General features: G+C 73.8%; 22 protein-coding genes. 18 read left to right on the top strand and 4 right to left on the bottom strand.

What is annotated here, in order from left to right; all coding sequences use genetic code 11:
- Positions 1 to 11 precede the first annotated feature (11 nt).
- Positions 12 to 893 carry a MaoC/PaaZ C-terminal domain-containing protein gene (locus HN031_RS16610; protein ID WP_172272578.1) on the bottom strand — a complete coding sequence of 294 codons (882 nt, stop codon included), beginning with the start codon at positions 891 to 893 and terminating at the stop codon, positions 12 to 14.
- Complete coding sequence (locus tag HN031_RS16605; protein ID WP_172272575.1) at positions 893 to 2,227, bottom strand: 3-oxoacyl-ACP reductase; 1,335 nt, start codon at positions 2,225 to 2,227, stop codon at positions 893 to 895. The genes HN031_RS16610 and HN031_RS16605 overlap by 1 nt, the downstream gene beginning before the upstream one ends.
- 138 nt (positions 2,228 to 2,365) lie before the next feature.
- Between HN031_RS16605 and HN031_RS16600 the strand changes: the two genes are divergently transcribed.
- The 4 genes from HN031_RS16600 (at position 2,366) to HN031_RS16585 (ending at position 6,643) form a co-directional block, all read left to right on the top strand.
- A complete protein-coding gene (locus HN031_RS16600; protein WP_172272572.1) occupies positions 2,366 to 3,646 on the top strand; it encodes an acetyl-CoA C-acetyltransferase in 1,281 nt (426 codons plus the stop codon).
- A gap of 191 nt (positions 3,647 to 3,837) precedes the next feature.
- Positions 3,838 to 4,410 (top strand): bifunctional pyr operon transcriptional regulator/uracil phosphoribosyltransferase PyrR, encoded by a 573-nt coding sequence (gene pyrR, locus HN031_RS16595; RefSeq protein ID WP_172272569.1) that lies wholly within the window; start codon positions 3,838 to 3,840, stop codon positions 4,408 to 4,410.
- Positions 4,407 to 5,354 (top strand): aspartate carbamoyltransferase catalytic subunit, encoded by a 948-nt coding sequence (locus HN031_RS16590; RefSeq protein ID WP_172272566.1) that lies wholly within the window; start codon positions 4,407 to 4,409, stop codon positions 5,352 to 5,354. Before pyrR ends, HN031_RS16590 begins: the two co-directional genes overlap by 4 nt.
- Complete coding sequence (locus HN031_RS16585; RefSeq protein WP_172272563.1) at positions 5,354 to 6,643, top strand: dihydroorotase; 1,290 nt, start codon at positions 5,354 to 5,356, stop codon at positions 6,641 to 6,643. Before HN031_RS16590 ends, HN031_RS16585 begins: the two co-directional genes overlap by 1 nt.
- Before the next feature lie 8 nt (positions 6,644 to 6,651).
- Here the strand turns inward: HN031_RS16585 and HN031_RS16580 are convergent, their stop codons facing one another.
- On the bottom strand, positions 6,652 to 7,368 hold the full coding sequence (locus tag HN031_RS16580; RefSeq protein ID WP_172272560.1) for a VOC family protein: 717 nt from the start codon (positions 7,366 to 7,368) through the stop codon (positions 6,652 to 6,654).
- 54 nt (positions 7,369 to 7,422) lie between these two features.
- On the opposite strand from HN031_RS16580, the gene HN031_RS16575 reads away from it, so the two are divergent.
- Positions 7,423 to 8,070, top strand: a complete 648-nt coding sequence (locus HN031_RS16575) for a pyridoxamine 5'-phosphate oxidase family protein (protein WP_172272557.1) — start codon at positions 7,423 to 7,425, stop codon at positions 8,068 to 8,070.
- A complete protein-coding gene (locus tag HN031_RS16570; protein ID WP_172272554.1) occupies positions 8,070 to 8,486 on the top strand; it encodes a VOC family protein in 417 nt (138 codons plus the stop codon). Before HN031_RS16575 ends, HN031_RS16570 begins: the two co-directional genes overlap by 1 nt.
- Positions 8,487 to 8,499: 13 nt before the next feature.
- On the opposite strand, the gene HN031_RS16565 is transcribed toward HN031_RS16570, so the two are convergent.
- Positions 8,500 to 9,159 (bottom strand): DUF3060 domain-containing protein, encoded by a 660-nt coding sequence (locus HN031_RS16565; protein WP_172272551.1) that lies wholly within the window; start codon positions 9,157 to 9,159, stop codon positions 8,500 to 8,502.
- Between the two features lie 188 nt (positions 9,160 to 9,347).
- Here HN031_RS16565 and HN031_RS16560 point away from each other — a divergent pair, with 188 nt between their 5' ends.
- From HN031_RS16560 to coaBC, 12 genes are all read left to right on the top strand, one after another.
- Entirely contained in the window at positions 9,348 to 11,024 is a 1,677-nt protein-coding gene (locus HN031_RS16560) for an ABC-F family ATP-binding cassette domain-containing protein (protein ID WP_172272548.1), read from the top strand.
- A 140-nt stretch (positions 11,025 to 11,164) separates the two neighbouring features.
- Positions 11,165 to 12,391: a glutamine-hydrolyzing carbamoyl-phosphate synthase small subunit gene (gene carA, locus HN031_RS16555; protein WP_172272545.1), complete on the top strand. Its 1,227-nt coding sequence runs from the start codon at positions 11,165 to 11,167 to the stop codon at positions 12,389 to 12,391.
- Positions 12,391 to 15,738, top strand: coding sequence for a carbamoyl-phosphate synthase large subunit (gene carB, locus HN031_RS16550; RefSeq protein ID WP_172272542.1), 3,348 nt, complete (start codon positions 12,391 to 12,393; stop codon positions 15,736 to 15,738). Before carA ends, carB begins: the two co-directional genes overlap by 1 nt.
- Positions 15,739 to 15,741: 3 nt before the next feature.
- Entirely contained in the window at positions 15,742 to 16,830 is a 1,089-nt protein-coding gene (locus HN031_RS16545) for a quinone-dependent dihydroorotate dehydrogenase (RefSeq protein ID WP_172272539.1), read from the top strand.
- A 41-nt stretch (positions 16,831 to 16,871) separates the two neighbouring features.
- On the top strand, positions 16,872 to 17,693 hold the full coding sequence (locus tag HN031_RS16540) for a dihydroorotate dehydrogenase electron transfer subunit (protein ID WP_172272536.1): 822 nt from the start codon (positions 16,872 to 16,874) through the stop codon (positions 17,691 to 17,693).
- Positions 17,690 to 18,526, top strand: a complete 837-nt coding sequence (locus HN031_RS16535) for a nitronate monooxygenase (RefSeq protein ID WP_172272533.1) — start codon at positions 17,690 to 17,692, stop codon at positions 18,524 to 18,526. Before HN031_RS16540 ends, HN031_RS16535 begins: the two co-directional genes overlap by 4 nt.
- Positions 18,523 to 19,347 carry an orotidine-5'-phosphate decarboxylase gene (pyrF, locus tag HN031_RS16530; protein WP_172272530.1) on the top strand — a complete coding sequence of 275 codons (825 nt, stop codon included), beginning with the start codon at positions 18,523 to 18,525 and terminating at the stop codon, positions 19,345 to 19,347. Before HN031_RS16535 ends, pyrF begins: the two co-directional genes overlap by 4 nt.
- Positions 19,344 to 19,640 (top strand): hypothetical protein, encoded by a 297-nt coding sequence (locus HN031_RS16525; RefSeq protein ID WP_172272527.1) that lies wholly within the window; start codon positions 19,344 to 19,346, stop codon positions 19,638 to 19,640. The genes pyrF and HN031_RS16525 overlap by 4 nt, the downstream gene beginning before the upstream one ends.
- 128 nt (positions 19,641 to 19,768) lie before the next feature.
- The gene (mihF, locus tag HN031_RS16520; RefSeq protein WP_172272524.1) at positions 19,769 to 20,092 is read left to right on the top strand and encodes an integration host factor, actinobacterial type; all 324 of its coding nucleotides are present in this window, start codon (positions 19,769 to 19,771) and stop codon (positions 20,090 to 20,092) included.
- Positions 20,089 to 20,703, top strand: a complete 615-nt coding sequence (gene gmk / locus HN031_RS16515) for a guanylate kinase (RefSeq protein ID WP_172272521.1) — start codon at positions 20,089 to 20,091, stop codon at positions 20,701 to 20,703. Before mihF ends, gmk begins: the two co-directional genes overlap by 4 nt.
- A gap of 15 nt (positions 20,704 to 20,718) precedes the next feature.
- Positions 20,719 to 21,030 (top strand): DNA-directed RNA polymerase subunit omega, encoded by a 312-nt coding sequence (rpoZ, locus tag HN031_RS16510; RefSeq protein ID WP_172272518.1) that lies wholly within the window; start codon positions 20,719 to 20,721, stop codon positions 21,028 to 21,030.
- A gap of 13 nt (positions 21,031 to 21,043) precedes the next feature.
- Positions 21,044 to 22,258, top strand: coding sequence for a bifunctional phosphopantothenoylcysteine decarboxylase/phosphopantothenate--cysteine ligase CoaBC (gene coaBC, locus HN031_RS16505; RefSeq protein ID WP_367650792.1), 1,215 nt, complete (start codon positions 21,044 to 21,046; stop codon positions 22,256 to 22,258).
- Positions 22,259 to 22,305 lie beyond the last annotated feature (47 nt).

Genomic DNA, 22,305 nt, shown 5'->3' with positions numbered 1-22,305 from the left:
GGAGCAGCGGCTCAGGCCGAGGTCGTACGCCCCACCAGGTGCGGCGAGCCGTCGCGGGGGCTGCTGACCGCGAAGGCCCAGCCGTCGTCCTCGCGGCGCGCGGCGTACGCCACGGTGCCGGGGAGCAGGACCGGCTTCTTGAACGCCACCTCGACCGTGACGGCTTCGGGCAGCCGGTTCTCGATCGCCGCCACCGAGCGGGCCTTGGTCCACATGCCGTGGGCGATCTGCCGCGGGAAGCCGAGCGCCTTCGCGGTCAGCGGCCAGAGGTGGATCGGGTTGGCGTCGCCGGACACCCCGGCGTACGTGCGGCCCAGGTCGGCCGGCAGCCGCCACTCCACGCCGCCGGTCGGTGGGTCCGGCAGGGTCAGGCCGGGGCCCGGCTCGCCGTCAGTCGTGTGCCCGCGCCGGAGGTAGGTCGAGGTCGACTCCCAGGCCGTCCCACCACCGGCGGAGACGGTGGTGACGAAGTCGAGGAGGACCCCCTTGGCGTGCGGGCGAGGGATGCCGGCGGCGGTCGTGACGTCGACCTCCTCGCCGACGCCGATCACGCGGTGGGCGGTGATCGTGTTCTCCACGTGCACCAGCCCGACGGCGGGGTAGGGGAAGGCCGGGTCGGCCATGATCGCGGTGTGCAGCGGGAACGCCAGCAGGTGCGGGTAGGTGAGGGGTACGACGTCCTTGCGCGGGAAGCCGCACACCGCGGCGTACGCGTCGACGCGGGCGCGCTGCACCACGACGCCCCGGCGGGACCAGGTGAGGCCGCCGAACTGATCTGCCGGGCGCTTGCGCACGCCCGGCAGCCGGTTGACCACGGGCAGGGCGGGCAGGGCGGCGCGGACGAGCGTCGTGATGCCGCCCGGCTCGCCGTCGAGCGTCCTCGTGCCCGGCATCAGGCGCCCAGCATCATCTGGCCGCAGACGCGGACCACGTTGCCGTTGACGGCACCCGAGCCGGCGCCGGCCAGCCAGGCGATCGTCTCGGCGACGTCGACGGGCAGACCGCCCTGCGACATCGCGTTGAGGCGCTGGCCGACCTCGCGGGTCGCGAAGGGCACTGCGGCGGTCATCTGCGTGACGATGAAGCCCGGCGCGACCGCGTTGATGGTGATGCCGTCGCCGAGCTCGTCGCGCAGGCTGTCGATGAGCCCGATGACCCCGGCCTTGGACGCGGCGTAGTGGGTCTGGCCGACGTTGCCCGCGATGCCGGCGATGGAGGCGACGCCGATGATGCGTCCGCCCGGGTTGACCACGCCGGCGTCCAGCAGCTCGCGGGTGATCAGCTCCGGGGCGGTGACGTTGACCGCGATCACGCTGCTCCAGCGGTCCGCGGCCATGTTGGCGAGCTTCTTGTCGCGGGTGATGCCGGCGTTGTGGACCACCACGTCCACGCCACCGTGGTGGGTGCGGAGGTGGTGGGCGATCCGCTGCGGCGCGTCCTTGGCGGTGATGTCGAGCACCAGGTGGTCGCCGTCGAGCTCGGCCATGAGCGTCTGGAGCTCGCTGGCGGCCTGCGGGACGTCGACCCCGACGACGGTCGCGCCGTCGCGGTGCAGCACGCGGGCGATCTCCTCGCCGATGCCGCGGCTGGCGCCCGTGACGAGGGCGACCTTGCCGGCCAGCGGCCGGGACCAGTCGGCCACCTCGTCGGTCGTGGTCGGTCCGTGCGCGCCGATCCGGACCACCTGGCCGGAGACGTAGGCCGACTTGGGGGAGAGGAGGAACGCGAGCGTCGAGGCGATCGCTCCGTCCGCGGCAGGGGCGACGTAGACCAGCTGGACCGTGCCGCCACGCCCGACCTCCTTGCCGAGGGAGCGGGTGAAGCCCTCGAGCGCGCGCTGCGCGACGCGCTGCGATCCGGTGGCCTGCTCCGGCGGCGTACCGATCACGACGACGCGGGGGCAGGTCTCGAGGCGCCGCACCAGCGGGGTGAAGAACTCCTGCAGCTCGACCAGGGCGGTGGTGTCCTCGATGCCGGTCGCGTCGAAGACGAGGGCCTTGGCGCGCGCGCCCTCGCCCAGCTCGCGCGCGGAGGCGATGCCGAGGCCGTCGAGGGTGGTGGGGAGCACGTCGGCCAGCCGGCCGGACCCGCCGAGCACGACGAGACCGTCGACGAGCGGGGCGCCGTCGGTCCAGCGCTCCAGCGCGGTGGGATTGGGCAGGCCCAGGTTCTTCACGAGCAGCTGCCCGATCGAGGTGGACACGAAGCCCTGGTAGCGGTCGCTCATGGTGGCAGGTCCCTCTTCGCTGTCGGGTGGTGGAGCCGGGTCGATGACATGCAACTGGGTGTTCGAACGGGAGTCCAGATTTCGTGACGTGCCCCTCAGGGCGTTGGCCCCGGATGCGTCACCGGCAAGGATAGGAACATGCAGCCCACCACCCGCCCGGTCGCCGTCGTCGGCGGCAACCGCATCCCGTTCGCCCGCTCCAACACGGTCTACGCCGGGGTGTCCAACCAGGAGATGCTCACCGCGGCCATCGACGGACTCGCCGACCGGTTCGACCTCCGCGGCGAGCGCCTCGGCGAGGTGGTCGCGGGAGCGGTCCTCAAGCACGCTCGCGACTTCAACCTCACCCGTGAGTGCGTGCTCGGCTCCACGCTCGCACCCGAGACGCCCGCCACCGACATCCAGCAGGCCTGCGGCACCGGGTTGCAGGCGGCGATCCAGGTCGCCGGCAAGATCGCCCTCGGCGTGATCGACGCGGGCGTGGCGGGCGGCACCGACACCACCTCCGACGCCCCGGTCGCGATCAGCGACAAGCTGCGCCGCAAGCTGATGCGGGTCAACGCCGCCAAGGACACCGCCGGCCGGCTCAAGGCGCTCGGCTCCATCCGTCCCGGCGACATCGGGCTCGACATCCCGCAGAACGGCGAGCCGCGCACCCGGCTCTCGATGGGCGAGCACGCCGCGCTGACCGCGCTCGAGTGGCGGGTCAGCCGCGAGGCGCAGGACGAGCTCGCTGCTCGCTCGCACCACAACCTGGCGCGGTCCTACGACGAGGGCTTCCACGACGACCTCGTCACGCCGTTCCGCGGCGTCGAGCGCGACAACCACATGCGGCCCGACTCCACCGTCGAGAAGCTGGCCACCCTCAAGCCGGTCTTCGGCAAGGGCTCGGCCGCGACGATGACGGCCGGCAACAGCACGCCGCTGTCCGACGGCGCCTCGGCGGTGCTGCTGGCCAGCGACGAGTGGGCCGAGGAGCGCGGCCTGCCCGTCCTCGCCCACCTCGTCGACGCCGAGACGGCCGCGGTCGACTACGTCAACGGCCACGAGGGCCTCCTGATGGCACCGGCGTACGCCGTCCCGCGGATGCTGGCGCGCAACGGCCTGACGCTGCAGGACTTCGACTACTACGAGATCCACGAGGCGTTCGCCTCCCAGGTGCTCGCGACCTTGGCCGCCTGGGAGGACCCGGTGTTCTGCCGGGAGCGGCTCGGTCTCGACGAGCCCCTCGGCTCCATCGACCGCGACAGGCTCAACGTCAACGGCTCGTCGCTGGCGGCGGCGCACCCCTTCGCCGCCACCGGTGGGCGGATCCTCCCCGTCGCCGCCAAGCTGCTGGCGCAGAAGGGTCAGGGCCGCGCCCTCATCTCGATCTGCGCCGCCGGTGGCCAGGGGGTCGTGGCGATCCTGGAGCGCTGACCGGCGCGCTGACCGGGCACTTCGTGCCCGTCCTGCTCGGCGACCGGGCACTTCGTGCCGTCTGACGGGCAGGAGGTGCCCGGTCGGGGTCCGGGACGGGCACGAAGTGCCCGCTCACCTGTAGGGTCGCCCCCGATCGACATCCTTTAACGAGCCGTCCCGTGAGGCGGAGAAGGAGGTCCGGCGCGCACATGCCTGCCACCACCGACGAGACCAGCCCCGGGACCGGCCCCGAGCGGGCCGACCGCACCGTCCTCGACGCCCGTGACATCTCCCGGGCGCTGACCCGGATCTCGCACGAGCTGCTCGAGCGCAACAAGGGCGCCACCGACCTGGTGCTGCTCGGCCTGCACACCCGCGGCGTACCCCTGGCCCGGCGCATCGCCGACAAGATCGCCACCGTCGAGGGCGCGCCCGTCGCGGTCGGCGAGCTCGACGTGACGATGTACCGCGACGACCTGCGCTCCCAGCCCACCCGGCGCGCCCACAAGACGGCCCTGCCTCCCGGCGGGATCGACCGCAAGGTGGTCGTGCTCGTCGACGACGTGCTCTTCTCCGGCCGGACGATCCGGGCCGCGCTCGACGCCCTCGCCGACCTCGGCCGGCCCTCCGCCGTGCGCCTCGCCGTCCTCGTGGACCGCGGCCACCGCGAGCTCCCGATCCGCGCCGACCACGTCGGCAAGAACCTGCCGAGCGCGCTCGCCGAGCGCGTCAGCGTCCGGCTCAGCGAGGTCGACGGCACCGACGAGGTGACGATCTCGTGAAGCACCTGCTCTCCGTCGACGACCTGTCGGCCGACGCCATCCAGCAGCTCTTCGAGACCGCCGCCGACATGCACGACGTGCAGCGCCGCGAGGTCAAGAAGCTGCCGGCGCTGCGCGGCCGCACAGTCGTCAACATGTTCTTCGAGGACTCCACCCGCACCCGGTCGTCGTTCGAGATCGCCGGCAAGTGGCTCTCCGCCGACGTCATCAACGTCAGCGCCAAGGGGTCCAGCACGTCCAAGGGCGAGAGCCTGCGCGACACCGTGCTCACCGTCTGCGCGATGGGCGTGGACGGGCTCGTCATCCGGCACCCGGCCAGCGGCGCGGCGCTCCAGGTCAGCGAGTGGGTCGACGCCTCGGTCGTCAACGCCGGCGACGGCACGCACGAGCACCCCACGCAGGCGCTCCTCGACGCCTACACACTGCAGCGCCGCCTCGGCTCCCTCGAGGGGCGCCACGTGGCGATCGTCGGCGACCTCACCCACAGCCGGGTCTTCCGCTCCAACATCCAGTGCCTGACCAGGCTCGGTGCCCGCGTCACCGTGGTGGCGCCGCCCACGCTGATGCCCAGCGGCGTCGGCGCGTGGTCGGCCGCGGCCGGGTTCGAGACGTCGTACGACCTCGACGACGTGCTGCGGCGCGACGGCGGTCCGGACGCGGTGATGATGCTGCGGGTGCAGCGCGAGCGGATGACCGGCGCCTACTTCCCGAGCCCGCGGGAGTACACGGTCGGCTACGGCCTGACGCGCGACCGGCTCGCCGTGCTCGGCCCGGACGTGCCGATCTGCCACCCCGGGCCGATGAACCGGGGCCTCGAGATCGCCGCGGACGCCGCGGACGCCGCCCAGTCGGTCGTGCTGGAGCAGGTGTCCAGCGGCCTGGCGGTCCGTATGGCCGTGCTCTACCACCTGCTCGCCGGAGAGTCCGAAGGAGGGATGGCCTGATGTCGCTGGTGATCGAGGGAGCCTCGCTGCTGGGCGAGGGGACCACCGACCTCTACGTCGACGACCACGGGATGCTCGGGGACTCGGCGCCCGCGGGGGCGGAGCGGATCGACGCTGCCGGCCTCGTCGCGCTGCCCGGCCTCGTCGACCTGCACACGCACCTGCGCGAGCCGGGCCGCGAGGACGCGGAGACGATCCTGACCGGGTCGCGCGCGGCGGCGCTGGGCGGCTACACCGCTGTTCTGGCGATGGCCAACACGACGCCGGTCACCGACACCGCCGAGGCGGCGACGCGTGTGTGGGAGCTCGGTCGCGAGGCCGGCCTCGTCCACGTCCAGCCCGTCGGCGCGGTCACCCGGGGACTCGGCGGCGAGGAGCTCGCCGAGCTCGGGCTCATGCACCGCTCCCGCGCGGGCGTCACCGTCTTCTCCGACGACGGCAGGTGCGTCCACGACGCCCGCGTGATGCGCCGGGCGCTGGAGTACGTCAAGGCGTTCGGCGGCGTGGTGTCGCAGCACTCCCAGGACCCGTCGCTCGCCGGTCCGGCCGCGTGCTGCCACGAGGGCGAGCTGTCGGGCCGGCTCGGCCTGCCCGGCTGGCCCGGCATCGCCGAGGAGGTCATCGTGGCCCGCGACGTGATGCTCGCGCGGCACACCGGTTCGCGGGTGCACGTCGCCCACGTCTCCACCGCCGGCTCCGTCGACGTGCTGCGGTGGGCGAAGGCGCGGGCGGAGCGCGACGGGACGTGGTCGGTGACCGCCGAGGTGACCCCGCACCACCTCCTCCTGACCACCGACCTGCTCACCGGCTACGACCCGACCTACAAGGTCAACCCGCCGCTGCGCCCGCAGGAGGACGTGGACGCGCTGCGCGAGGCCCTCGCCGACGGCACGATCGACGCGGTCGCCACCGACCACGCGCCGCACGCCCGCCACGACAAGGAGCACGCGTTCGTCGACGCCGCGTTCGGCATGGTCGGCCTCGAGACCGCGCTGGCCGTCGTGCGCACGGCGCTGCCGCAGCTGTCGTGGCCCGACGTCGCGCGGGTCATGTCGGTGACGCCCGCCCGCATCGCCGGCCTCGCCGACCAGGGCCGGCCGCTGACGCCGGGCTCACCGGCGCACGTCGTGCTGGTGGAGCCCGACGCGGCGCTCACGGTCGACCGCGACGCCTCGGCGTCGCTCTCGCGCAACAACCCCTGGCACGGGCGCAGCCTCACCTCGCGGGTGGTGCACACGGTGTTCGCCGGCCGGGTCACCGTGCGCGACGGCGCGCTCGCCGACGCCTGACCTCGCGCTCAGCCGACCACGCCGGTCGCCGGGTCGCGGTCGGTGAGGCAGTAGACCTGTCCGCCCGGGGCGGTCAGCACCGTCCAGAAGTCGTTCACGCGAACGAGCCGGGCACCGAGCGCCACGTGGCGCTCGGTGTCGCCGGCGCGGTCGGCCGAGGCGAGGTCGGGGTGGGCCCGCACGGGTCCGTCGGGCTCGCCGAGGTGCTGCAGCAGGATCCGCGGCTGGTCCGGTGCCACCAGCCGCGCGAACCCGGGTCCGGTCGCCTGCTGCAGCTCGCGTCCGGTGAGGTCGCGCCAGAAGGCGACCTCCGACTCCCAGTGGGCGTCCGGGACGTCGAGGCAGACCTGGTCGAGGATCGTCGAGCCGTCCCGCACCAGCGCCGGCTCGCCCTCGACGAGCGTGTGGCAGAACGTGAAGCCGCCGGGGGAGCGCATCACCTCCACGCCCTCGTAGGTCCACGCCGGCGTCGCCCCGAGCGCCCGCGCCCGGGCGACGGCCGCCGGGCGGTCGCGCGAGTCGAGGTCGAGGTGGATGCCGGCCGGTGCGGCCACGGCCTGCACCTTGACGTACGCCGACCCTGCCGCCGGCACGAGCGTGAGGAACCGGCCGTCCTCGCCGCGACGCTCGGACGGCTGCGAGCCGGTGACCGCCGACCAGAAGGCGACCGCGCGCTCGACCTCGTCGGCCGGCGTGTCGAGGAAGATCTGGAGCCAGGCCGTCATGCGGCCATCCTGTCACCGACCGGACCGCCGCTGCCGGGCGTAGCGTTGTGGTCCATGAGCAGCGAGGCATCCGCGCCGGCACCGTCCGTGATCACGACTCCCGAGCAGCTCGAGGCGCTCCTCGGCACGCCGGCGGAGCGGGCCCGCACCAAGGAGCGCTCGCGCCTCACCGACATCGACCGCGCGTGGCTGGCCGCCTCGCCGTTCTGCGTCCTGTCGACCGCGGACGCGTCCGGTCGCTGCGACGCGAGCCCGAAGGGCGACCCGGCGGGCTCGCTCGTCCACGTCGTCGACGACACCACGATCGCGATCGCGGAGCGCCCGGGCAACCGCCGCGTCGACGGCTACCGGAACCTCCTCGAGAACCCCCACGTCGGCCTGCTCTTCGTGGTGCCGGGTCGCGGCGACACCCTGCGGGTGAACGGCCGCGGTCGCCTGGTGACCGACGCCCCGTTCTTCGACGACATGGCCGTGCGCGGCCGGCGACCGGTGCTGGCGCTCGTCGTGGACGTCGAGACCCTCTTCTTCCACTGCGCCAAGGCGTTCCGTCGCTCCCGGCTGTGGGAGCCCGCGTCGTGGACGCCCGACGCGGTGCCCGCCCGGGCGGTGATCGCCCACGAGCTGGAGCCGGTCGCCGGCCAGGGGCTGGCCGAGCTGGAGGACTACTACCGCCCGGAGAACTACGACCGGGGCCTCTACTGATGGCCGCGCACCCCCGGCTGCTGCACACCGTCCTCGACGCCGTGGACGTACGCCGGGAGGCGGAGTTCTGGCGTGAGCTGCTCGGGCTGGTCTACCGAGCGGGCGACGAGGTCCCTCCCGATGGCCCCGCGGCGGACGACGCCGACTGGCTCGTCCTCACCCACCCGGACGGCCGGCGCTGCCTCGCCGTCCAGCAGGTCGCCGAGCAGCCCCGCAGCACCTGGCCCAGCCAGGACGTGCCGCAGCAGCTGCACCTCGACCTCACCGTCACCGACCTCGCCGAGCTGGCCGCCCAGCACGACCGGGCGGTCGCGCTCGGTGCCACCGTCCTGCTCGACCGCACAGACGACCCGGACGAGCCGCTCTGGGTCCTCGCCGACCCCGAGGGTCACCCGTTCTGCATCTTCGTGGGCTGAGCGCCGGCGGCCCTCAGGCCTCCCGGTTGACCCGGATGCGGTTGTTGGCGCCCCGGACGGACACCTTCGTCCGGCCCTCGCTCACCACCACCAGGTTGTTGGGACCGACCACCCTGAGCGAGGGCAGCCGGGTCAGCCGCACCTTGTTGTTGGCGCCGCGGACGACCACGGCGTTCGCGCGTCCGGCACGCAGGCTCGCGTTCGACGTCCTGACCAGGACGTCACCGGTGCGGTCCGCACGGAGGCTGACGTTGCCCTCCCGCAGCTCCACGCGCCCGACCGTGCCGGTGAAGGCGGCGGAGTCGTTGCCCCTCGCCAGCGTCACGTCGCCCGCGCTCGGGCCCCGGACGCTGCTGTTGCCGCCGGCGACGGACACGGTCCCGAGGTGGCCGCTGGCCACGACGTCTGTGTTGGCGCCGGTGACCGTGAGGCTCGCGGCCGCCGGCATCGTCACCGAGGTGTTGCTGCCCGACACCACCACGTCGACGCAGACGCCGGTGATCGTCACCGTCTCGGTGCTCTCGGCCACCGTCACCGAGCCGCCCATGCAGTCGAGGACCACGTCGGCGTGCGACGGTGCCGCGCCCACGAGCAGGGCGCAGGTGAGGGAGGCGGAGAGGAGAGCAGCGCCGGAGGTGGCGCGGCGGGACCGGAGGGGCGTCGTGTGCGTCATGACGCGATGCTGCCCCGTCGCAGCGCCGGGAAACCGGGCGCGTCGAAATCGGTTGGCGGCCGGCCCGGAGGGCGCCTAGGCTGGTGGGCACCATGTGGATCCAGGACTGACCCGACTCGCGACCGCGGCGGCGCCCCTCCGGCGCCCGGTGCCCGGCGAGTCCTCCCCTGACCCTCGAGGACGTCCGCATGCCTGCCACCCATCCCACCCCCTCCACCACCTCGGCCACCTCGGCCACCTCGGCCCCGCCCTCCTCCGGCACCCTCGCGCCGCTCGTCGTCGGCGGGCTGTCGGTCGCCTATCCCGACCGCGCGGTGCTCAGCCACGTCGACCTGCTGGCCCAGCCGGGTCGGCGCATCGGGCTCGTCGGCGAGAACGGCGTCGGCAAGTCGACCCTGCTGCGGGCCGTCGCCGGCAGGCTCCCGGCCCGGGCCCGGGTCACCGGCACGGTCACGGCGCCGGACGACCTCGTGCTGCTCGGCCAGGAGCCGCCGTTCCGTGACACGGCCACGGTCGCGGAGGTGCTGGCGATGACCCTCGAGCCGCTGCGGACGGCCGTCGTCGAGGTCGAGCGGTCCGCCGGCCGCGTCGGCACGGCCGAGGGCGACGCGGCGTACGAGCGGGCGCTGGAGCACGCCGTGGCGCACGACGCCTGGGACGCCGACCGGCGCGCGGTGCTCGCCGCGGCCCGCATCGGGCTCGACGGCCTCGACCCGGACCGCGTCGTCGCCACCCTGTCGGGCGGCCAGCGCACCCGGCTGGCGCTGGCGACGATCATGACGTCGCGGCCGGCGTGCCTGCTGCTGGACGAGCCGACCAACCACCTCGACGACGACGCGGTCGAGGTGCTGACCGCGTTCCTGCGCGACCTGCCCGGGGTCGTGCTCCTGGCCAGCCACGACCGCGTGCTGCTGGACGACGTGTGCACCGACCTCGTCGACCTCGACGCCGGCGCCCTCGGCACCGACGGCAGGGGCGGGCGTCGGTTCGGCGGCGGCTGGTCGGCGTACGAAGCCGCGCGGGCCGACGCCCGTCGGCGGTGGGAGGAGACGTGGGCCGCGCAGCAGGAGGAGATCGCCCGGCTGCGCGAGGGGACGCGGATCGGCACCGGCGCCATCGCCCACGACCGCGGCCCCCGTGACGGCGACAAGTTCATCTACTCCTTCAAGGGCGGGCGGGTCGAGCAGGCGCTGGCCCGGCGCAAGAAGGACGCGCAGCGCCGGCTCGAGGTCGCCGAGCGCGAGCAGGTGCGCAAGCCGCCCGTGCCGCTGTCCTTCCGCGGCGACCTCACCGCGGCGGCGACCGGACGCCTCGTCCAGGTCCGCGACGCCGAGGTGCGCGGTCGGTTGCGCCTGGCCCGGCTCGACCTGGCGGCGGGGGAGCACCTGCTGGTGACCGGCCCCAACGGCTCGGGCAAGTCGACGCTCCTCGGGGTGCTGTCCGGCCGGCTCACACCCACCGGCGGCTCGGTCGACGTCTCCGCGCGCACGGTCCGCGAGCTCACCCAGGACCCGGAGGTGGACGACCCGGCGCGCTCGGCCGGGGCGACGTACGACGCCGCGGTGCGTGACCTCCTCGACCCGCCCGCCCTGCGCGACCTCGGCCTGCTGCACCCGCGGGACCACCGCACGCCGGTCGGCAGCCTGTCGGTGGGCCAGCGACGCCGCCTCGGCCTGGCGGTGGCGATCGCGGCCGCACCGGACCTGCTGCTCCTCGACGAGCCGACCAACCACGTGTCCCTCGCGCTGGCCGGCGAGCTCGAGGAGGCGCTCGCCACATCTCCGGGAGGCGTCGTGCTGGCCTCGCACGACCGCTGGCTGCGCCGGCGCTGGGAGGGGTCCGCACTGGCGTTGACGGCCTGGTGAGGACCGGCGCTGGTGAGGGGTCGCAGGGCCCGCCGGCTCGTGGACGGGATGCCGTCGCGGGGCGGGTCCGCTGGTAGGGTCTGCGACGGCTCGAACATCCTTTAACGATCCGTCCCGTGAGGCGGAGAAGGAGGTACGGCATGGCATCGCCTGCCCGGAATCTGCCCCACCGGACCCCGCCCGTCCCGGCCCTGATGGTCCTCGAGGACGGCCGCGTCTTCCGCGGTGAGTCCTTCGGCGCCGAGGGCGAGACCTTCGGCGAAGCGGTCTTCTCCACCGGCATGTCCGGCTACCAGGAGACGCTGACCGACCCCAGCTACCACCGCCAGGTCGTCGTCATGACGGCCCCGCACGTCGGCAACACCGGCATGAACGACGAGGACACCGAGTCGTCGCGCATCTGGGTCGCCGGCTACGTCGTGCGCGACCCCGCCCGGGTCCCGTCGAGCTGGCGCAGCGTGCGGACGCTCGCCGACGACCTGCGCGACCAGGGTGTCGTGGGGATCAGCGGCGTCGACACCCGCGCCCTCACCCGGCACCTGCGCGAGCGCGGCGCGATGCGGGTCGGCATCTCCACCACCGAGACCGACGTCGACCGGCTGCTCGCCCGCGTGCGGGAGTCCGGCGAGATGGCCGGTGCGAACCTCAGCGAGGCGGTCAGCACCCCCGCGGTTTACGTCGTGCCTGCGCAGGGCGAGAAGCGCTTCACCGTCGCGGCGGTCGACCTCGGCATCAAGGCCAACACCCCGCGCATGATGAGCGAGCGCGGCATCGAGGTGCACGTGCTGCCCGCCACGGCCAGCCTCGAGGACGTCCAGGCCGTCGGCCCCGACGGGCTGTTCTTCTCCAACGGGCCGGGCGACCCCGCCGCGACGACCGGGCAGGTCGAGCTGCTCCAGGACGCGCTGCGCGCCGGGATCCCCTACTTCGGGATCTGCTTCGGCAACCAGCTCTTCGGCCGCGCGCTCGGGTTCGGCACCTACAAGCTCAAGTACGGGCACCGCGGCATCAACCAGCCGGTCATGGACCGCACGACCGGCAAGGTCGAGGTGACCTCGCACAACCACGGGTTCGCCGTCGACGCGCCGCTGACCGGGACGACCACGACCGAGCTCGGGGAGGCCGCGGTCAGCCACGTGTGCCTCAACGACGACGTCGTCGAGGGCCTCGAGCTGCGCGACGCCGAGGGCAACCTCACGGCGTTCTCCGTGCAGTACCACCCGGAGTCCGCGGCGGGCCCGCACGACGCGGCGTACCTCTTCGACCGGTTCACCGACCTGATGGCCGGCTCGTCCGGCCGGACCAGCACCAGCACCAGCACCGACCGCAACACCGACCGCAGCACCGACCACGAGGGAGCTCGCTGATGCCGAAGCGCACCGACATCAGGAGCGTCCTGGTCATCGGCTCCGGGCCGATCATCATCGGCCAGGCGGCGGAGTTCGACTACTCCGGCACCCAGGCCTGCCGCGTGCTGCGGCAGGAGGGCCTGCGGGTCGTGCTGGTCAACTCCAACCCGGCCACGATCATGACCGACCCCGAGTTCGCGGACGCGACGTACGTCGAGCCGATCACGCCCGACTACGTCGAGAAGGTGATCGCCAAGGAGCGCCCCGACGCCCTGCTGGCGACCCTCGGCGGGCAGACGGCGCTGAACTGCGCGATGGCGCTCGACAAGGCGGGCACGCTCGAGAAGTACGGCGTGGAGCTCATCGGCGCGTCGATCGAGGCGATCGAGCGCGGCGAGAACCGCCAGGAGTTCAAGAAGATCGTCGAGCAGCTCGGTGGCGAGTCCGCCCGCAGCGTGATCTGCCACACGGTGGACGACCTCCTCGCGGCGGCCGACGAGCTCGGCTACCCGATGGTGGTGCGCCCGTCCTTCACCATGGGCGGCACCGGCTCGGGCATGGCCTACGACGAGGCCGACCTGCGCCGCATCGGCGGCTCCGGCCTCGCCGCCAGCCCGACCACCGAGGTGCTCCTCGAGGAGTCGATCCTCGGCTGGAAGGAGTACGAGCTCGAGGTCATGCGCGACCGCGCCGACAACACCGTCATCGTCTGCTCGATCGAGAACCTCGACCCGATGGGCGTGCACACCGGCGACTCGATCACCGTCGCGCCCGCCATGACGCTCACCGACCGCGAGTACCAGAAGATGCGCGACCTCGCGATCGGCATCATCCGCGCGGTCGGCGTCGACACCGGTGGCTGCAACATCCAGTACGCCGTCAACCCCGCCGACGGCCGGCTGATCGTCATCGAGATGAACCCGCGCGTCTCGCGGTCCTCCGCGCTGGCCTCCAAGGCCACCGGCTTCCCGATCGCCAAGATCGCCGCCAAGGTCGCCATCGGCTACACCCTCGACGAGATCCGCAACGACATCACCGAAGAGACCCCGGCGTCGTTCGAGCCGGCCCTCGACTACGTCGTGGTGAAGGTGCCGCGCTTCGCGTTCGAGAAGTTCCCCGAGGCCGACCCGACGCTGACCACCCACATGAAGTCGGTCGGCGAGGCGATGGCCATCGGCCGCAACTTCACCGAGGCGCTGCAGAAGGCGCTCCGCTCGCTGGAGAGCAAGCACGCCCCCTTCGACTGGCACAAGCACTTCGACGACGACCTCGCCACCCCCGCCTCGAAGGCGGCGCTGCTCGAGGAGATCAAGGTCCCGCACGACGGTCGCCTCAAGAAGGTCATGGACGCCATCCGGGCCGGCGCGACGCCGGAGGAGATCTTCGACGCCACCGCGATCGACCCGTGGTTCGTCGACCAGCTCGCGCTCATCAACGAGGTCGCGGTGCAGCTCATCGACGCCCGTGAGCTGACCCCCGAGCTGCTGCGCCTGGCCAAGCGGCACGGCTTCTCCGACGAGCAGGTCGGGCGGATCCGCGGCCTGAGCTCCGACGTCGTGCGCGGGGTGCGCCACGCGCTCGGGATCCGGCCGGTCTTCAAGACCGTCGACACCTGCGCGGCCGAGTTCGCCGCCCGCACGCCCTACCACTACTCGTCCTACGACGAGGAGACCGAGGTGCAGCCCCGGGCGGAGGGCAAGGAGGCCGTGATCATCCTCGGCTCCGGCCCGAACCGCATCGGCCAGGGCATCGAGTTCGACTACAGCTGCGTCCACGCCTCGCTGGCGCTGGCCGAGGCCGGCTACGAGACGATCATGGTCAACTGCAACCCGGAGACGGTGAGCACCGACTACGACACCTCCGACCGGCTCTACTTCGAGCCGCTCACGCTGGAGGACGTCCTCGAGATCGTGCACGCCGAGCAGCAGGCCGGCCCGGTCGCGGGCGTGGTGTGCCAGCTCGGCGGGCAGACGCCGCTCGGCCTGGCCCAGGGCCTCGCCGACGCCGGCGTGCCCATCGTCGGCACCACCCCGGAGTCGATCCACCTCGCCGAAGAGCGGGGCGCGTTCGGCCGGGTCCTCGCCGACGCGGGCCTGCCGGCGCCCAAGCACGGCACCGCGACGTCGTACCCCCAGGCGCAGCGGATCGCGCACGAGATCGGCTACCCCGTCCTGGTGCGTCCGTCCTACGTGCTCGGCGGGCGCGGCATGGAGATCGTCTACGACGACGGCGCGCTCGAGGCCTACCTGGAGAAGTACGTCGCCAACGGACTCATCAGCGAGCGCCAGCCCGTGCTCGTGGACCGGTTCCTCGACGACGCGGTCGAGATCGACGTCGACGCCATCTTCGACGGCGAGGAGCTCTTCCTCGGCGGCGTGATGGAGCACATCGAGGAGGCCGGCATCCACTCGGGCGACTCCTCGTGCGCGCTGCCGCCGATCACGCTGGGCCGCGAGGAGATCGACCGCATCCGCCGCTCCACCGAGGCGATCGCGCGCGGGCTCGACGTCCGTGGCCTGCTCAACATCCAGTACGCCCTCGCCTCCGACGTGCTCTACGTCCTGGAGGCCAACCCGCGCGCCTCGCGGACCGTGCCGTTCGTCTCCAAGGCCACGGCGACGCCGCTGGCGAAGGCGGCGGCCCGGGTCATGCTCGGCGAGTCGATCGCCGACCTGCGCACGGCCGGGGTCCTGCCCGCCGAGGGCGACGGCGGCCACCTCGCCGACGGCTCGCCGATCGCGGTCAAGGAGGCGGTCATGCCGTTCGACCGCTTCAAGACCGCCGACGGCCGCACCGTCGACGCCCTGCTCGGGCCGGAGATGCGCTCGACCGGCGAGGTGATGGGGTTCGACGCCTTCTTCGGCACCGCCTTCGCCAAGGCGCAGGCCGCCGCCTACGGCTCCCTCCCGCTGTCGGGCAAGGTGTTCGTCTCGGTCGCCAACCGCGACAAGCGGCACATGATCTTCCCGGTCAAGCAGATCGCCGACATGGGCTTCGAGATCCTCGCGACCGCCGGCACCGCCGAGGTGCTGCGCCGCAACGGGGTGCAGGCGACCGTGGTCCGCAAGCACTCCGAGGGCCCCGGACCCGACGGCGAGCCGACGATCGTGGGGCTCATCTGGGCCCGTGAGGTCGACCTCGTCATCAACACCCCGCACGGCGCGACGAGCGGCGGCTCGCCGCGGATGGACGGCTACGACATCCGCACGGCCGCCGTGTCCACCGACATCCCGTGCATCACCACCATCCAGGGCCTCGGTGCCGCGGTGCAGGGCCTGGAGGCGATGCGCCGCGGCGACATCGGGGTGTGCTCGCTGCAGGACTGGGCGGCCCGGCTGCGCGGCGCCGGCGAGCGGACCGCCTGAGTCGTGCGCCCCTACGACGTCGTCTTCGAGCAGGCCCTGACGCGGGCCGACCCCGAGCGCATCCACCACGCGGCGTTCCGGGCGATCCGGGCCGCGGGTCCGCTCACCCGGCGCGCGGTGCGGGTGCCGGGTGCCCCGGTCCACGCGATGGGCCTGCGGTTCCCGCACCCGCTCGGCCTGGCCGCGGGCTTCGACAAGAACGCCGTGGGGATCGACGGCCTCGCCGCGTTGGGCTTCGGCCACGTCGAGGTCGGCACGGTCACCGGCGAGGCGCAGCCGGGCAACCCGCGCCCGCGGCTCTTCCGGCTGACCGCCGACCGCGCGATCGTCAACCGGATGGGCTTCAACAACGACGGCGCCGAGGTGGTCGCCCGACGCCTGACCGCCTGGCGGGACGCGCACCACGAGCGGAGCCGCCGGGCCGCCCGGCGCAACGGGTTCGCCACGTCTCCCGGTGCGCCACCCCCGATCCTCGGGGTCAACATCGGCAAGACCAAGGTCGTCCCCGAGGAGGAGGCCGCGCGCGACTACGAGAAGTCCGCCGGCCTGCTCGCCCCCCACGCCGACTACCTCGTCGTCAACGTGTCCTCGCCCAACACGCCCGGCCTGCGCGACCTGCAGGCCGTCGAGAAGCTCGAGCCCCTGCTCGCCGCCGTACGCCGTCGCGCCGACGAGGTCCGGCCCCACGACCGGGTCCCGCTGCTGGTGAAGATCGCGCCAGACCTCAGCGACGACGACGTCCTCGCCGTCGCCGACCTCGCCGTCGCGAGCGGCCTCGACGGGATCATCGCCACCAACACGACCATCAGCCGCGACGGGCTGGCCAGCAGCGCGGACACGGTCGAGGCCACCGGCGCCGGTGGCCTCAGCGGCCGCCCCCTGACCCACCGCTCCGAGGCCGTGGTGCGGATGCTGCGCGACCGGGTCGGTCCCGACCTGACGCTCATCGGCGTCGGGGGGATCACGACGCTCGACGACGCCCGCCGCCGCCTCGCCGCCGGCGCCGACCTGCTCCAGGCCTACACCGCCTTCGTCTACGAGGGCCCGCTCTGGCCGCGACGCATCGTGCGGGGGCTCGCCGCGGATGCCTGACCGCGATGACGGCGTCGATGACAGCGGCGATGACGGCGGCGATGGCTGAGCGCCCGGCGGAGCCGCGCGGCCCGGTCCACGTCGACGGCGAGGTGGTCGCAACCAAGCGGGTCGGCGGCTACCGCCACCTCACGCTCACCGCGCCGGGGGTCCCCGAGCGGTTCCGCGCCGGCAGCTTCGTGGCGGTGACCGTGGAGGGCCACGTGGCCCGGCGTGCCCTGTGGATCCACCGCGTGCGCGCCTCCAGCGCCTTCGGACCGACGCTCGACGTCGTCGTCGACGTGCGGGGGAGCGGCACCGCGTGGCTGGCGGCCCAGCCGGTCGGCACGAAGGTCGCCGTCACGGGGCCGCTGGGCCGTCCGTTCGCGCTGCCCAAGGAGGCGGTGTCCTGCCTGCTGGTCGGCGAGGGCTACGCCGCAGCACCGCTGTTCCCGCTCGCCGAGCGGCTGCGCGAGCGCGGCTGCGCCGTGTCGCTCGTCGTGTCGGCCCCCGACGAGGCGCACCTGCTCTCCGCGCTCGAGGCCCGCCGCTCGGTGCGCTCGGTCACCGTGCTCACCGCCGACGGGTCCGTGGGGCAGCGCGGCACGGCCGCCGACCACCTCGACGACCTGGTCCGCCGCAGCCGGGCCGACGTCGTCTACGCCGCCGGCCCCACCGACGTCCTCCGCAGCGCCGCGTCCGCGGCCGAGCAGGTCGGGGCGTGGAGCCAGGTCGCCGTCGAGGTGCACACGCCGTGCGGCACCGGGCTGTGCCACGGCTGCCCGCTGCCGGTGGTGGGGGAGGACGGCGTGGACCGTGTCGTCCGGGCCTGCGCAGAGGGCCCGGTCGTCCGCGGCGACCGCGTCCGGTGGGACGCCCTGTGAGCGCGCGGGTCCCCGGACCGGTCATGGTCGCCGCCGGCTGCGGCGGCACCGGTCGCGAGCTCGAGGCGTACGCGGGCCCGGCCGGCCTCGACGGGCTCGACCTCGTCACCCGGTCCATCACCCTCGACGCCCGGCCCGGCGGCCCGGGGCCGCGCCTGGTCGAGGTGCCCGGCGGGCTGGTCAACGCCGTCGGCCTGCCCAATCCCGGCCTCGAGCACTTCCTCGCCACCGAGCTGCCGTGGCTCGTACGGGCCGGCGTGCGGGTCACCGTGTCAGTGGCCGGCGCCACCATCGGGGAGTACGCCGACCTCGCGCGGCGCCTGAGCCGGGCCCCGGGCGTCGCCGGCCTCGAGGTCAACGTCGGCGCCCCCGACGAGGCGGGCGCCGGGCTGTTCGAGGTCCGCGAGCCCTTCCACGCCGCCAGCGTCGTCGCCGCCGTCCGCCGCGAGTTCCCCGCCGACCGACCCGTGCTGGCCAAGCTGCGTCCGGACGTGTCACGGATCGTCGAGGGCGCCCGCGCCTGCCACGAGGCCGGCGCCACGGCCGTGGTGGTGGGCAACGCCGTCCCGGCCGCCTTCCCCGACGGCCGAGCCGGGGGTCTGAGCGGCCCGGCCGTGGCACCGATCGCGCTGCGCTGCGTCACCGCCGTCCGGGACGCGCTGCCCGGCGTCCCCACGATCGGGTGCGGCGGCGTCCGTGACGCCGCGTCCGCCCGCGCCTACCTCGCCGCCGGTGCGAGCGCCGTCCAGGTGGGCACCGCCCTGCTCCACGACCCCACGACGGTGGCCCGGCTCCGGGACCACCTCACGCCGACCTCCGAGGAGATGCGATGACCCCCTTCGGCACCCGACTGGCCCGGGCCGTCGACCAGCGCGGCCGCTTCTGCGTCGGCATCGACCCCCACGCCGCCCTGCTGCAGGAGTGGGGGCTCTCGGACGACGTCGCCTCCCTGGAGCGCTTCGCGCTGACGGTGGTGGAGGCGGTGGCGCCGGTCGTCAGCGTCGTCAAGCCGCAGAGCGCGTTCTACGAGCGGTTCGGCAGCAGGGGCGTCGCCGTCCTCGAACGGGTCGTCGCCGAGTCGCGCGACGCCGGCGCGCTCGTGCTGCTCGACGTCAAGCGCGGTGACATCGGCTCGACCAGCCAGGCCTACGCCGACGCCTACCTCGACCCCTCCTCGCCCCTGGCCGCGGACGCGATCACCGCGAGCCCGTTCCTCGGGTTCGGCTCGCTCGGCCCCATGGTCGAGGCCTGCCACGAGCACGGCGGCGGGCTGTTCGTCCTCGCGCTGACCTCCAACAAGGAGGGACCCGAGGTGCAGCGGGCCCGCGCCGAGCACGGCACGGTCGCCGGCACGGTGCTCGCCCACCTGCGCGCGCTCAACGCCGGTGCGGACCCCGTCGGGTCGTTCGGTGCCGTGGTCGGCGCCACCATCGCCGACCACGACGAGGACCTCGACATCAACGGCCCCTTCCTCGTGCCCGGCTACGGCGCCCAGGGCGGCACGACCGACGACCTCGCCCGGGTCTTCGGCGCCGCCGCCCGCTGGGCGCTGCCCAGCTCCTCGCGCGAGGTGCTGCGGGCCGGCCCTGACGTGACGGCACTGCGCGACGCGGCCCTGCGCGGCAACGACGCCGTCCGGTCCCTGGGCGCGTGAGGCGGCTCGCCTTCCTCCTGCTGCTGGCCGCCCTGGCCGACGAGGCCCCGGGCGACATCGCCGACGACTGGGCCGCGGTGATCGACCCGCTGCGCGACCTCCGGCAGGTCCTGGCCGACCACGGCGTGGACGCGTCGTCGTACGCACGCAAGCCGCCGGTCGGTCTCGACCGCCACGCGCGTCGGACCATCGAGGCCGCCGCCCGCCGGGTCGGCTCCGCGCGCGCCGTCGAGGCGATGGCGGCCCTCGAGCACCACGCGAGGGACGTGTGCGGGACGCCGCTGTCCCGCTAGGTGACGCCCGGTGATGGTGAACGTCACGTCGACGGACCGGCGCCGAGGGCTCGATTGCCTGCCCGCTCGCGACGTGACTAGATTGAGCCACCACCGCCGGACCCCCGACCTCCCGAAGGACAGCTTTCGTGGCCTTGCCCCCTCTGACGCCCGAGCAGCGCCAGGCAGCCCTCGACAAGGCTGCGGCCTCCCGACGCGAGCGGGCCGAGGTCAAGAACCGCCTGAAGAACTCCGGCGGGTCCATCCTCGACGTGCTCCACGAGGGGCAGACCAACGAGGTCATCGGCAAGATGCGGGTCGTCGAGCTGCTGCAGTCGGTGCCCGGCCTCGGCCGCGTCCGTGCCCGCCAGGTCATGCAGCGCCTCGGCATCGCCGAGAGCCGCCGGGTCCGCGGGCTCGGCGTCAAGCAGGTCGCGGCGCTCGAGCGTGAGTTCGGCCCCGACCCGTCGTGATCGAGGCAGAGCCCGCTCCCGCGGCAAGCACCCCCACCCGCCGCTCCCGGCTGATCGTCCTCGCCGGCCCCACCGCCGTCGGCAAGGGCACCGTGGCAGCCGCCGTGCGCGAGACCCACCCGGAGGTCTGGCTGTCGGTGTCCGCGACCACCCGGCCGCCGCGGCCCGGCGAGGAGAACGGCGTCCACTACTGGTTCGTCTCCGACGAGGAGTTCGACGCCATGATCGACAAGGGCGACCTGCTGGAGTGGGCGGTCGTCCACAAGGCGGCCCGCTACGGCACTCCACGGGCCCCGGTCGAGCTCGCCGTCGCCTCCGGGCACCCGGCGATGTTGGAGATCGACCTCCAGGGCGCGCGCCAGGTGCGCGAGACGATGCCCGAGGCGCTGTTCGTCTTCCTCAAGCCGCCGTCGTGGGACGAGCTCGTACGCCGCCTCGTCGGCCGCGGCACCGAGAGCGAGGCCGAGCGCGAGCGCCGGCTCGAGACCGCGCGGGCCGAGCTGGCCGCCGAGAGCGAGTTCGACGTGACCATCGTCAACCACGAAGTTCACGCTGCTGCCGACGAGTTGGTAGCCTTGATGGTTGGTCCTGCTTCACCCTCTTCTGACTAGCGAGGCACCTGCACCGTGGCTTCTCCCAACATCGCCGCCGAGGGCGTCACCAACCCCTCGATCGACGACCTGCTCACCAAGACCGACAGCAAGTACAAGCTGGTGCTCTACAGCGCCCAGCGCGCCCGTCAGATCAACGCCTACTACTCCCAGCTCGGCGAGGGCCTCCTCGAGTACGTCGGCCCGCTCGTGGACACCCACGTGCAGGAGAAGCCGCTCTCGATCGCGCTCCGCGAGATCAACGACGACCTGCTGACCTGCGAGGACATCGACCCCGCCGCCGAGGCCGCCGCCGCTGAGGCCGCTGCCGCCGCGCCCACGGAGTGACGCGAGCCTCCTGGTGACCGCGGTCGTCCTGGGCGTCTCCGGCGGGATCGCGGCCTACAAGGCCTGCGAGCTGCTGCGCCGGTTCACCGAGTCGGGGCACGACGTCACCGTCGTGCCCACGGCCTCGGCGCTGGAGTTCGTCGGCGCCCCGACGTGGGCCGCCCTGTCGGGCAAGCCCGTCTCCGCCACGGTGTGGGCCGACGTCCACGCTGTGCCGCACGTCCAGATCGGGCAGCACGCCGACGTCGTCGTCGTGGCGCCGGCCACGGCCGACCTGCTGGCCAGGGCCGCCCACGGGCTGGCCGACGACCTGCTCACCAACACCCTGCTCACCGCGCGCTGCCCGGTCGTGTTCGCCCCGGCGATGCACACCGAGATGTGGGAGCACCCGGCCACCCAGGCCAACGTCGACACCCTGCGCCGACGAGGCGCCGTGGTCATCGAGCCGGCCGAGGGCCGGCTCACGGGCGCCGACACCGGCAAGGGCCGCCTGCCCGACCCGGCCGAGATCTTCGAGCTGGTGCTCGGGGTGCTCGACCGGGGTGCCGACGCGGCGCAGGACCTCGCCGGGCGCAAGGTCGTCGTGTCCGCCGGCGGCACCCGCGAGTACCTCGACCCCGTCCGGTTCCTCGGGAACCGCTCGTCCGGGTTGCAGGGCTACGCCCTCGCCCGGGCCGCCGCCTCGCGCGGTGCGCACGTCACGCTCGTGAGCGCCAACGTGTCGCTGCCCGATCCGGCCGGCGTGGGCGTCGTACGCGTGGAGACGACCGAGCAGCTGCGCGAGGCCGTGGTGGGCGCCACGGCCACCGCCGACGCGGTCGTCATGGCGGCCGCGCCCGCCGACTTCCGGCCCACCGCGGTCAGCGACGCCAAGATCAAGAAGGCCGGCGACGGCTCCGCGCCCGCCATCGAGCTGGTGCAGAACCCCGACATCCTCGCCGAGATCTCCCACGACCGGGCCCGCGCCGGAGCGGTCGTCGTCGGCTTCGCCGCCGAGACCGGTGACACCACCGGCTCCGTGCTCGAGCTCGGGCGCGCCAAGCTGGCCCGCAAGGGCTGCGACCTGCTCGTCGTCAACGACGTCAGCGGGGGAGCGGTGTTCGGCAGCACCGACAACGAGGCGGTCATCCTGGGGGCCGACGGCACCGCCGTCGAGGTCGCCCGGGGCTCCAAGACCGCCCTGGCCCACGTGATCTGGGACGAGGTCGCCCGGCGATTCGTCGGGTGAGACACACGTCCCGGATGCTGGTCAGCCGCTAGGTTTCTCCCCGACCG

Origin of the sequence: Nocardioides sp. zg-1308, assembly GCF_013155375.1 — a bacterium.
In the GTDB taxonomy this organism is placed as follows: Bacteria; Actinomycetota; Actinomycetes; order Propionibacteriales; family Nocardioidaceae; genus Nocardioides; species Nocardioides renjunii.
Note: the sequence above shows the minus strand (reverse complement) of the source record. Positions and strands in the feature narration are given on the sequence as shown.

Excerpts from the sequence above, each read along its gene's own strand:
- HN031_RS16610 (WP_172272578.1), bottom strand. The coding sequence starts at position 893 with ATGCCGGGCACGAGGACGCTCGACGGCGAGCCGGGCGGCATCACGACG.
- HN031_RS16605 (WP_172272575.1), bottom strand. The coding sequence starts at position 2,227 with ATGAGCGACCGCTACCAGGGCTTCGTGTCCACCTCGATCGGGCAGCTG.
- HN031_RS16600 (WP_172272572.1), top strand. The coding sequence starts at position 2,366 with ATGCAGCCCACCACCCGCCCGGTCGCCGTCGTCGGCGGCAACCGCATC.
- pyrR (WP_172272569.1), top strand. The coding sequence starts at position 3,838 with ATGCCTGCCACCACCGACGAGACCAGCCCCGGGACCGGCCCCGAGCGG.
- HN031_RS16585 (WP_172272563.1), top strand. The coding sequence starts at position 5,354 with ATGTCGCTGGTGATCGAGGGAGCCTCGCTGCTGGGCGAGGGGACCACC.
- HN031_RS16580 (WP_172272560.1), bottom strand. The coding sequence starts at position 7,368 with ATGACGGCCTGGCTCCAGATCTTCCTCGACACGCCGGCCGACGAGGTC.
- HN031_RS16575 (WP_172272557.1), top strand. The coding sequence starts at position 7,423 with ATGAGCAGCGAGGCATCCGCGCCGGCACCGTCCGTGATCACGACTCCC.
- HN031_RS16570 (WP_172272554.1), top strand. The coding sequence starts at position 8,070 with ATGGCCGCGCACCCCCGGCTGCTGCACACCGTCCTCGACGCCGTGGAC.
- HN031_RS16565 (WP_172272551.1), bottom strand. The coding sequence starts at position 9,159 with ATGACGCACACGACGCCCCTCCGGTCCCGCCGCGCCACCTCCGGCGCT.
- HN031_RS16560 (WP_172272548.1), top strand. The coding sequence starts at position 9,348 with ATGCCTGCCACCCATCCCACCCCCTCCACCACCTCGGCCACCTCGGCC.
- carA (WP_172272545.1), top strand. The coding sequence starts at position 11,165 with ATGGCATCGCCTGCCCGGAATCTGCCCCACCGGACCCCGCCCGTCCCG.
- carB (WP_172272542.1), top strand. The coding sequence starts at position 12,391 with ATGCCGAAGCGCACCGACATCAGGAGCGTCCTGGTCATCGGCTCCGGG.
- HN031_RS16540 (WP_172272536.1), top strand. The coding sequence starts at position 16,872 with ATGGCTGAGCGCCCGGCGGAGCCGCGCGGCCCGGTCCACGTCGACGGC.
- pyrF (WP_172272530.1), top strand. The coding sequence starts at position 18,523 with ATGACCCCCTTCGGCACCCGACTGGCCCGGGCCGTCGACCAGCGCGGC.